The organism is Aureibaculum koreense, assembly GCF_034296135.1.
In the GTDB taxonomy this organism is placed as follows: domain Bacteria; phylum Bacteroidota; class Bacteroidia; order Flavobacteriales; family Flavobacteriaceae; genus Aureibaculum.
In genome coordinates this window covers 1-11,179 of record NZ_JAXKVV010000011.1, presented here as the reverse complement: position 1 = coordinate 11,179, position 11,179 = coordinate 1, and the positions used below count along the sequence as shown (strand labels likewise).

Here is an 11,179-nt window from a genome sequence, read left to right as displayed (position 1 = left end):
ACATTCGCAAAATACAATTTTTTTTGAGATAATAATATAATGCGTGCATAATAAATTTTGAAAGGATTTAAACGAATTTAATAAAGAATGATTTTTTTAGTGCCAGATGCTTTTCCTTTCATTACCTTTAGGAAATAAACGCCTTTGGCTAAAGAATTCAGATTTAATTGTTTATTGAATTTTGTATCTGCACTAGTGTAGGCAGAAGCAAAGACTTGTCTTCCGCTTAGGTCATAGACTTTAACCCGTATATTCTCAGTATTGGAAGCATCTAACCTTAATTGAATCTGTCCGCTAGACGGATTTGGATATACGCTAAATTCATTAAAACCAAATTCGTCAATACCAACTGTTTGATTGGTTTGACACAATTCCAGTGACCAGCTGTTGATGGTACCTGTGTCGCCATGCGAATTGTCAACAACTTTTAGTTTCCAATTACCTAAAGACGATAAGCCATTAAAACCCGATAACAAATTTGTCGGTTTTGTAGTACTGGAGATTGAAGGTATTGCGTTATTACAAATTACATTGCTAGCTTCATCGTCAAAAATAGCATTAATATTCTGTCTTTGCTGCCCCGAAGACCCACAGGTTCTATCATAAATCAATATTTCGGTACCATTGGGTGCTTTTAAATAAATTTGTAAATCCCATAACCAAGAATGTGCAATATCTAACGATACATTTACGTCCGAAACCAAGAAATTATTTGGCACATTAATGGTTGAAACCACGCCGGCAGAATTTGCATCGGGAATTGATTTGGGTACGTCGGCAGATTGAAATGTTGTACAGGTTGTTTGAAACGAACCAATAGCGATATTTTCATTATTTATTGCAAAGAAAATATTGGATACCGCTTGCACCATTACCCTAACATTTGGCGATGGTGTATTGGGTACAACTATGCTTTCAAAACCATCATTGGGGGTGTTTGAAACCAAGGTAATAGGGAAAGTGAGCCCTCCATCTGTAGACATAAGAATATTTACATTACTTTCGTTAACTCCATTTGCGGTTGTGCCCGCCACATTCCAAGTAATTAGTTTGCTGTCGTTTACTGCCCAGGTAATTCCCGTTGTATTTTGTGAGGTAACCACAAAAGGGCCAGCAGCGTCTGTCACAGTCACTTGCATGTTGTCGGTTGCGGTTTGACCTTCTCCTACCACATTATCTCTAACCGTCAAGGCAAAATCCATAGTTCTTGAAACGTTGGGCAAAACCTCCCAAGTTGAACTCCCTCCCGAGGTCAAAGATTGCATATTAGGAAAATATCTATTAGACTCTAAAGTTGGCTCAAACGAGCGAAAAATAGCTCCTACAGTTTGCGTAGATGATGGCGGAATTTGAATGCCGTTTACCCCATTGTCTATTTGCTCCCAGCAATAGGTCAGTACATCTCCATCGGCATCTGATCCCTGCCCCTTTAAAACAAAGGGTGTTGATTTAGGTATAACATAATTATTTCCGGCATTAGCGGTTGGCACATTCATGTTAAAAGAAAAATTGGAAACTGTTGCACATTGGGATGCACCATTGGTAATATTATCATATATTTCAGAAATACTAATAGTATTAAAATAACTATCACTATTACTTTGTATGTTTTGTTGAGGCCCGCATATTCCAGCGTAGCTCATTAAAGTAGATCCGCTGCCGGGCTCTACCGCCGTGGCATTATTTCTGTTTCCGTTACCACAGTTACCAGCCGTACCGTTAAACGTATGATTGGCTCCAAACTGATGCCCCATTTCATGGGCAACATAGTCTATATTAAAACTGTCGCCCACAGGCAAACTAGAGCCTGTTACACCTTTGGCTTTACCAGAGCCACAAACAGATGCTCTATTGGCAACACCACCTCCACCCGTACTAAAAACATGTCCAATATCATAATTGGCAGCTCCAATAACGCTGTTAATTGTGTTTTGATTTTGAACCAACATGGCAGAACCATTGTTATTTGTATAAGGATCATTGCCCGGATCGGTTTCCAAGTAAATAATTTGATCGTTATTTGCCACTAACTGCATGGTTAAGGCCACATCACGCTCAAAAATCGGGTTAACCCTGTTCATAGTTACCGTAATGGCGGCCATTACAGCATTAATAGAATCTGTGCGTGTGCTGCCAGCTCCTAACCCAGCTGCATTTACATGAAAATTGGAATATTCTTCGGTAGTGGCTATTGCAAGTCTAAATGTTCGCAGTTTTAAATCGTTTGTAACAGTTTTTAAGTTTTGACTTTTCACTTTTACAATTTCATCTTCCATAGCCGAGCACTCGAATACATTATTTGTAACTGCATCTTTCTTATAATAAACACTATATTTTTTTCTGTCTTTTGTATAAGGATCAATAAAAATTGTTCCGTTTTTGGGCGATAATATCATTGCATATAATCCCAAATTAGTGGTGGTAAAGTGGATAGTCGTGGTTTTATCGCTGGCACCATATCCGCTGTAAGATTTTATGGTAGGGAATTTTTTAGCTAGATCTGGATGTAACAAAGCTGTTTCCTTTACCTTATATTTTATAAGTTTACCATCGGCATCTGGAAATTCAACAATTTTTGAAGTGGTGTTGGACTTTGAATTGAATTGGAGTTCGTTTTTTAATTGATCTATATCCAATGCAAAAAGTTGATGTTTTTTTATTTCAGTTTTGGTTTCAAGTAATTGTTCGCTAACATTATCCAGTTTGGACCAGAGATTTTTTTCTTGAGAGAAACTGCTAATGTGTACTAGCAATAATCCTATACTAAAAACAAAATAAGTGTAATATTTCTGATTCATAACAGAGCCTATGCTTGAACAAATATAAAAGAAGTTTTTAATATCTTTACCAAAATCGATTTTATGAGGCTGTTCTTGTTCATTATCTTTCTATTTTCCTTAGTGAGCTGTAAAAGCAAAAAAAATGTTGTCAACTCTAATCAAATCTCTGAAAAACAAGTATTTATTTTAGATAAATGTGATGAAAGCACCCAATGTTCTTTAGAAATAATTTCAAATGCCAACCTACTTATAAAACAAGACGAACGGCAAAATTCCTACATTGAAATTGAAAAAGGTGATAGAATAATCATTAAGTATGAATTTAAAAGAAATGAACCTCCCAATACTGCAGATGCACATTACAGTGAATTGCTCTATTTTGAAATTGACAAGAGCAATAAACAGCTCTTTTTAACCAATGAAGCCTTGCAAAACGTTAAAATGGTGTATGGCAGATTTTGCTATTGCAAAGACGGCACTTCAGGTTATTTTAAAGTTACCCGAGGTAAGTTAAAATTGATAAAAAACGACCAAGAACTTAGTATAGATTTGAATTTTAAAGTCGGTAAAATTCCGCAATTGTTAACTACAATTAAGGAAACCGTAAATCTTAAATAGTCTTAAAAATTAACTATTTTTGCCCGTAAACTTTCTTGTCAGTGCAGATATACCGTTCCATTAAACAATTTACCGGAGAAGAAAACACGTCAATTATTACCATTGGTACTTTTGATGGTGTTCATATTGGGCATCAAGAGATTATCAAAAATTTAATTAAACAAGGTTCAAAAAGTGATTTAAACTCAGTTATTCTTACTTTTTTTCCGCATCCCAGAATGGTCTTACAACAAGGTACAGACTTAAAACTGTTGACTACATTATCAGAAAAAATTGCCCTGTTAGAAAAAACAGGATTGCAAAATCTGGTTATTGAACCTTTTACCAAAGAATTTTCAAGACTCACAGCTTTAGATTTTGTAAGGGATATCTTAATAAAAAGGTTGAAACTTAAAAAATTAGTAATTGGGTACGACCATCATTTTGGTAGAAACAGGGAAGGGAATTTTAAGCAATTGCAAGAATATGGCTCACTTTATGGGTTTACCGTTGAAGAAATTCCCGCACAAGATATTAAAGACATTTCGGTAAGTTCCACAAAAATCCGTAATGCCCTGTTGGAAGGCAACATCAAAAAAGCAAATAGCTTTTTGGGTTATGAATATTTACTGACCGGTGAAATTGTCCACGGCAAAGGCTTGGGGAATAAATATAATTACCCTACTATAAATATCCATATTGAAGAACCCTATAAACTCATACCCAAACCTGGTGTTTACATTGTTAAAACAAAATTAAAAGATGAGAATTTATTCGGTATTATGAACATCGGTTTCCGTCCTACCGTAAACGGGAAGCATCAGACCATAGAGGTGCATTTACTCGATTTTAATGAAAATTTGTACGGTGAAACTATTTCAATTTCCATTGCCCATCGCCTTCGAGACGAGCAAAAATTCGATTCGTTGGAAGATTTGTTTTCTCAAATAAAAGAAGATGAAAAACTAGCTAGAAAATTGATTGAAACTGGTAAGATTTCCTTTAGATAAAAGAAATTTTAATTCCTATCTTTGTCGGCTTAATATCAAAAGACAATGTTACAAGTAGCGTTTATCAGAGAACACAAAGACCATGTTTTAAAAGGATTGGCAAAAAGAAATTTTACCGATGCCAAAAACCTTATCGATCAAGTTATTACAACTGACGAAAACAGAAGGGCAATCCAAACCGAATTGGATAATATTTTGGCGGAATCAAATAAACTCTCCAAGGAAATAGGTATTTTGTTCAAATCAGGCGAACAACAAAAAGCCAACTTGTTAAAAGAAAAAACCAGTCAGCTAAAGGAAAGTTCAAAGCAATTGAGCGAACAATTGGCATCAGCTCAAAGTGACTTGGATAATTTACTATATCAAATCCCAAATATTCCAAATACTCTTGTACCAGAAGGAAAGGGAGAAAAGGACAATGAAGAAGTTTTTCGTGAAGGAGATATTCCGAAATTGCATGATAAAGCATTACCGCATTGGGAATTAGCCAAAAAATATGACATTATAGATTTTGAGCTGGGTAATAAAATTACAGGTGCTGGCTTCCCTGTTTACAAAGGTAAAGGTGCAAAATTGCAACGTGCTTTAATCAATTATTTTTTAGATAAAAACACGGCGGTCGGTTATGAAGAAGTGCAAGTACCTTTAATGGTTAACGAAGCATCTGGTTTTGGAACCGGAAATTTACCAGATAAGGAAGGGCAAATGTATTATGTTGCAGAAGACAATTTGTACTTAATTCCTACTGCGGAGGTTCCGGTTACCAATATTTATAGAGATGTGTTGCTAAAAGAAAGTGATTTTCCTATTCTACATACGGGCTATACACCTTGTTTTAGGCGTGAGGCGGGCTCTTACGGAGCTCATGTTAGAGGCCTGAACAGATTACATCAATTTGATAAAGTGGAAATTGTAAGAATTGAGCATCCAAATAATTCTTATGAAGCCCTTGACGGGATGGTAGATCATGTAAAAGAAATTTTACAAGAACTAAAATTACCTTATCGTATTTTAAGATTATGTGGTGCGGATATCGGATTTACTTCGGCCTTAACCTACGATTTTGAAGTTTTTTCAACAGCACAAGACAGGTGGTTAGAAATAAGTTCTGTTTCAAACTTTGAAACCTTCCAGGCCAATCGTTTAAAATTACGCTTTAAAAATGCTGATGGAAAAAGCGAACTGGCACACACATTAAATGGAAGTGCGTTGGCCTTACCAAGGGTTTTAGCGGGAATTTTAGAAAATTACCAAACGGAAAATGGAATTATAATTCCAGAGGTATTGCGGAAATATACTGGGTTTGATATTATAGACTAGGGACGAAAAAGTTCTGAGTTTAGAGTTGTGAGAACTAACTGATGTTGAATAACGGTTTCTGAACTGAAAATTCAAAAACCCGCCTGCCGGCGTGCAGGTCAAAATTCGTTAATCGTTGTTCGTTAATCATTTTTGACCAACGTCTAACGACCAAAGACCAACGAACTAATTGGCCATTACGGCTCTCATTAGTCTTTTGTAGCGATGTACTTCTAGCAAAGCATCAAAATAGTCATTGATCTGACCATTTTTCATAAAAAAAGTAGCTTTTTCTTTAGCTATTTGGTGTTGATTTTTTAATTCGTTCATGGGTAAAAAATTAGTTGCTTTTAACAGAAAGGCAATCATTGTGCCAAAATGCAAATTGGGTTAAGTAATTTTTTATCTCACGTATTATTTTTAGTTAGTTGAAACTTCTTTACTACCTTTGAAGCAGCTATCAAATATTTTTTTGACACAAGCTATAACGATATGTACAAACAAATTATTGTAATATTATTTTTTATAACTTCATTTTGTGCCGCACAAAATGCGAATTTGGCCAATATGTATTTTCAACGCGGAGATTATGTTCAGGCTGCATCCATTTATAAGGAGCTCTATAAAGAAAATGATGTAAGACAAGATTATTTTAAGAGATTATTATCCTCTTATCAAGCCATTGAAAATTTTGAAGCCGCTACCAACTTATTGGATAAACATCAAAGAAAATTCCTAAATCAATACCATTTATGGATTGAAGTTGGCTACAATTTACAATTGCAAGGTGAAAAATTAGCAGCAGATACTTATTATCAAAAAGCTCTAAAATTTATTGAAGATGATCCCTATCAAGGCAGTATTATGGGGCGTACTTTTGAACAAAATCATCTGATAGATTATGCTTTACAGTCCTACAAAAGAGCCATGGAATTAAATCCCAAATTAAATTTTGACGTAAATGTGGCTTATCTTTATGGAGAAAAAGCCGATATTGAAAATATGTTTGACAGCTATCTAAATATGATCGAGAAAAACGATCAGTATTATTCCACCGTACAAAGATACACAGGCAGATTTATAACCGATGATAGTGAATCTGAAAACAATAAACTCTTCAAAAAATTACTTCTAAAAAGATTGCAACAAAATCCAAATAATTCTTGGAACAAATTGTTGAGCTGGCTTTATATGCAACAAAAAGAGTACAATAAGGCTTTAATTCAAGAAAAAGCCTTGTTTAAAAGAAACGCAGATGACTTGTCAAGGATTGGTGATGTTGGAAATATTGCCTTTTCGGATGAGGATTACACTACAGCAAAAGATGCGTTTAGTTATATTTTGGAAAACACCAAAGACCCAAATATCATACTAAATGCCAATTATTATTTGATAAATGTTGCCGTTAAATTGGCATCCACAAAAAAAGAAATTGAATCGGTAGAACAAAAATTTAATGAATTGTTCGACCAATATGGTCGAACCAATTCCACGTTAGAACTACAAATGACTTATGCCGATTTTCTAACCTTTAAAAAAGATGAACCAGAAAAAGCGATTGATATTTTAAAAGAAGCATTGACACAGACAACTTCCAGTTATCAACATGGTGATTTTAAATTAAAATTAGGTGACGTTTTGGTTTACACCAATAGATTTAATGAAGCTTTAATCAACTACTCTCAAGTGCAAACCGATTTAAAAAATAGTTCGTTGGCACAGACTGCACGTTTTAAAGTAGCACAAACATCTTATTTTAAAGGTGATTTTAAATGGGCATTATCGCAATTGAAAGTGTTAAAAAAATCGACCTCTCAGTTGATAGCCAATGACGCATTGGAACTTCATTTATTAATTTCCGATAATATTCTTGGCGATACTTTGCATACCGCATTAAAAATGTACGCCAAAGCAGATGTACTCGCTTATCAAAATAAAAACAAGGCTGCTATTGACACGTTAAATTCAGTTTTGAAAAAATTTAAAGGAGGTGCCATCGAAGATGAAGCTTTGTATAAACAAGCGGAACTCTTTACCAAAATTAAAAAATATGATTTGGCAGAAGAAAATTATTTGCAACTAATAGCATTTGACAAAACGGGAATTTTAGTAGATAATTCTTATTTTAAACTGGCGGAACTGTACAGAAATAATTTAAGCAACATTGATAAAGCAAAAGAGATGTACCAAAAAATTATTTTTGAATTCCCCAATAGTATATTCCTGGTTGAGGCCAGAAAACAATTTAGGAAATTAAGGGGGGATGTAATTAACTGACGTTAATAAAACTCAAAAAAACAAATTCCAAATTCCAATTATTGTAATCTTGGGATTTGGAATTTGAAGTTTTAAAAAATTGAAAATTATTTTATTATGTACATATACAACGTAACCATAAATATAGAAGAAGCCGTTGAGGCAGCGTGGCTCAAATGGATGCAAGAAGAGCACATTCCACAAATGCTGGAAACAGGCAAGTTTTTTGAAGCAAAAATGTGCCAAGTAATGGTTGAAGAAGACATGGGTGGTGTTACCTATTCTGTGCAATACACTACCGAAGACAAAGAAACTTTGGAGCGTTATTACAATGAAAATGCCGATCAACTTAGGCAAGAAGCCACCAAATTATTTGGCAATAAGTTTGTAGCTTTTAGAACGGAATTAAAAGTGGTGAACCATGTTAAAAATTTTATTAAATCTTAAAAATAAAAATCTTGAAATCCAAAAATTTAGATTACTAGCAATTTATTATGAAACCGTTTCTTGAGATAGGAAATCAAGATTTTATTTTTTAAGCTCACCCCAAATTGTTAAAAAACAATTTAGACCTCTCCCGAGGAGAGGTATATAGGAAACCTCGGCAAAACCTCGGAGAATAATTAGAATGAATGTAAAAGCAAAAAAACACTTAGGTCAGCATTTTTTAAAGGACGAAAATATTGCTAAAAAAATTGCGGATACCCTTACCGAAAAAAATTATGATACGGTTTTAGAAATAGGGCCTGGCATGGGCGTGTTGACAAAATATTTACTGCAAAAAAAATTTACAACGTACGTTATTGAAATTGATACAGAATCAGTAGAATATCTTAAAGCTCACTATCTTAATTTAGCGGACAGAATTATTTCAAAAGATTTTTTAAAGATTCATATTTCTGATTTTTTCGATGATAGTCAGTTTGCCATTATTGGCAATTTTCCTTATAATATTTCCTCCCAAATTGTTTTTAAAACAATCGAAAATAGACATCAAATTCCCGAATTATGTGGCATGTTCCAAAAGGAAGTTGCCCAACGTATTGCAGAAAAACCAGGAAGCAAAGCTTATGGAATACTGTCCGTTTTAACACAAGCATTTTATAATGCTGAATATTTATTTACGGTTCCGCCAACGGTTTTTAATCCACCACCCAAAGTAGAATCAGGGGTTATTCGATTAATCCGTAAAGAAAATTACAACCTTTCAGTAGATGAAAAATTATTCTTTAAAGTAGTAAAAACTGCTTTTAACCAACGTAGAAAAACGATTAGAAACAGTTTAAAATCACTGAATTTATCAGATAAATTAAGAGAAGATGCTATATTTGCCAAACGTCCGGAACAATTATCCGTCAAGGAATTTATAAATCTTACAAAAAGTATAGCAAACGATGCCATTTGAAATTACAAATGAACTTATAGGGCAAATTCAAGAGCTTATCTCAACACAAGATAATGCGGTTTTATTGGATTTGCTGGCGGAAGAGCATCATGCAGATATAGCGGAATTACTTGACGATTTGAACCTCGATGAGGCAACGTATATCATTAAATTGCTGGACAGTGATCTGACATCGGACATTTTAATGGAAATGGATGAAGATGATCGTGAAAAAGTTCTACAAAACCTTTCCGCTAAAGAAATTGCCAAAGAACTTGACGAGTTAGATACTGATGATGCGGCAGATATGATTGCCGAATTGCCTGAAGAACGTCAACAAAAAGTAATTTCTAAAATTGAAGATGATGAGCATAAGGCCGACATTCAAGATTTATTAAAGTATGATGAAAATACAGCTGGTGGTTTAATGGCTAAAGAATTGGTCAAAGTTTATGAAAACTGGAACGTATTAAAATGCGTTAGAGAAATGCGGGCTCAAGCCGAGTTTGTTACCCGTGTGCATTCCATATATGTTGTTGATGAGAATGATAAGTTAAAAGGACGATTGTCTTTAAAAGACTTATTGGTCACTTCAACTAAAATACCAATTTCAGAAATTTATATTCCAAAAGTTGATTCTGTTAACGTCAATGATAAAGGTGAAGATGTTGCCAAAATAATGCAAAAATACGACCTTGAAGCCATACCAGTGGTAGATGATGAAAATCATTTATTGGGTAGAATAACCATAGATGATATTGTGGATGTTATCAAGGAAGAAGCTGATAAAGATTACCAAATGGCAGCAGGTATTTCGCAAGATGTTGAAGCTGATGATACTATTTGGCAACATACAAAAGCTAGATTGCCTTGGCTATTTTTAGGCCTTTTTGGTGGTGTAGGTGCGGCAGCCATAATGGGAAATTTTGAAGAAATGATTAGCAAACATGCTATTCTTTTCTTTTTTACACCTTTAATTGCCGCTATGGCTGGTAATGTTGGCGTGCAATCTTCAGCAATTATCGTTCAAAGTATTGCCAATAGCGATTTAAAAGGTAGTATAGGCAACCGATTATTTAAGGAATTTTCTTTAGCCATGGTAAACGGATTAGCATTATCTGTAATATTATTTGGCTTTACTTGGTTTTGGAAAGGACATATGCTAACCGCAGCTGCTATTTCTATTTCTCTATTTGTTGTGATAATTGTAGCAGGTATTATCGGCACTTTTATACCGTTGTTTTTACACAAACGCAATATAGACCCTGCCATAGCTACCGGACCTTTTATCACTACCAGTAATGATATTTTTGGTATCTTAATCTACTTCTGGATTGCCAAAATGGTATTGGGGATTTAATATTGACTAAGAACCGGTTTAAACTTTTTCCATTTGCTTAAAAATTGTTCTTTTTAGCCTAATTTTTGTCTTTTTTTCCTTCCATAGCTCTGCTATATAACTCAAAAAAGCCTTCAACTAGACAAAAAATAGCTAATTTTCGCTTAAACGCGAAAAGTTTAAACCAGTTCTAAAGCAAAAGTTTAGCTTTCTAAAGTTCAAAATATTATTCTCCTTAATTTATCTGTTTTATCGTAACATAAAGCTGTTCTATAACTGATGCCATTTTTTGCAGATTTAAAGTGGCCAATTTATCCCCTTTTTTATGATAGTTCTTGTTTCTGTAAAAAGCGGTATTTGTAATCATAACGGCATCATAATCCAAATTCCAATAATACCATTTCTCTTGTTAATTTACTCAATTATTTGTAAATTGCCTTATGGCAAAACAAATAGACTTACACATTAAAGAGAGTGAATCAGAACTAAAGGCTCTTATGAATGCTCAAAGCAA

General features: G+C 34.2%; 9 protein-coding genes. 7 read left to right on the top strand and 2 right to left on the bottom strand.

All coding sequences use genetic code 11. The features are described from left to right. Positions 1 to 77: 77 nt before the first annotated feature. Complete coding sequence (locus UMM65_RS10820) at positions 78 to 2,798, bottom strand: T9SS type A sorting domain-containing protein (RefSeq protein ID WP_321976553.1); 2,721 nt, start codon at positions 2,796 to 2,798, stop codon at positions 78 to 80. Positions 2,799 to 2,861: 63 nt separating this feature from the next. Here UMM65_RS10820 and UMM65_RS10815 point away from each other — a divergent pair, with 63 nt between their 5' ends. The 3 genes from UMM65_RS10815 to serS are packed head-to-tail and all read left to right on the top strand — an operon-like array spanning position 2,862 to position 5,707. Then, positions 2,862 to 3,398 (top strand): hypothetical protein, encoded by a 537-nt coding sequence (locus UMM65_RS10815; RefSeq protein ID WP_321976552.1) that lies wholly within the window; start codon positions 2,862 to 2,864, stop codon positions 3,396 to 3,398. 41 nt (positions 3,399 to 3,439) lie between these two features. Next, positions 3,440 to 4,387 (top strand): bifunctional riboflavin kinase/FAD synthetase, encoded by a 948-nt coding sequence (locus UMM65_RS10810; RefSeq protein ID WP_321976550.1) that lies wholly within the window; start codon positions 3,440 to 3,442, stop codon positions 4,385 to 4,387. Between the two features lie 45 nt (positions 4,388 to 4,432). Continuing rightward, the gene (gene serS / locus UMM65_RS10805) at positions 4,433 to 5,707 is read left to right on the top strand and encodes a serine--tRNA ligase (RefSeq protein WP_321976549.1); all 1,275 of its coding nucleotides are present in this window, start codon (positions 4,433 to 4,435) and stop codon (positions 5,705 to 5,707) included. Positions 5,708 to 5,872: 165 nt separating this feature from the next. Here the strand turns inward: serS and UMM65_RS10800 are convergent, their stop codons facing one another. Continuing rightward, positions 5,873 to 6,016, bottom strand: a complete 144-nt coding sequence (locus tag UMM65_RS10800; RefSeq protein ID WP_321976548.1) for a hypothetical protein — start codon at positions 6,014 to 6,016, stop codon at positions 5,873 to 5,875. Between the two features lie 162 nt (positions 6,017 to 6,178). Between UMM65_RS10800 and UMM65_RS10795 the strand changes: the two genes are divergently transcribed. From UMM65_RS10795 to mgtE, 4 genes are all read left to right on the top strand, one after another. Further along, positions 6,179 to 7,963, top strand: a complete 1,785-nt coding sequence (locus UMM65_RS10795; protein WP_321976547.1) for a tetratricopeptide repeat protein — start codon at positions 6,179 to 6,181, stop codon at positions 7,961 to 7,963. A 96-nt stretch (positions 7,964 to 8,059) separates the two neighbouring features. Then, a complete protein-coding gene (locus UMM65_RS10790; RefSeq protein ID WP_321976546.1) occupies positions 8,060 to 8,389 on the top strand; it encodes a DUF4286 family protein in 330 nt (109 codons plus the stop codon). A 181-nt stretch (positions 8,390 to 8,570) separates the two neighbouring features. Continuing rightward, positions 8,571 to 9,347: a 16S rRNA (adenine(1518)-N(6)/adenine(1519)-N(6))-dimethyltransferase RsmA gene (rsmA, locus tag UMM65_RS10785; RefSeq protein WP_321976545.1), complete on the top strand. Its 777-nt coding sequence runs from the start codon at positions 8,571 to 8,573 to the stop codon at positions 9,345 to 9,347. Then, a complete protein-coding gene (mgtE, locus tag UMM65_RS10780) occupies positions 9,337 to 10,686 on the top strand; it encodes a magnesium transporter (protein WP_321976544.1) in 1,350 nt (449 codons plus the stop codon). The genes rsmA and mgtE overlap by 11 nt, the downstream gene beginning before the upstream one ends. The last annotated feature ends 493 nt before the right edge of the window (positions 10,687 to 11,179 follow it).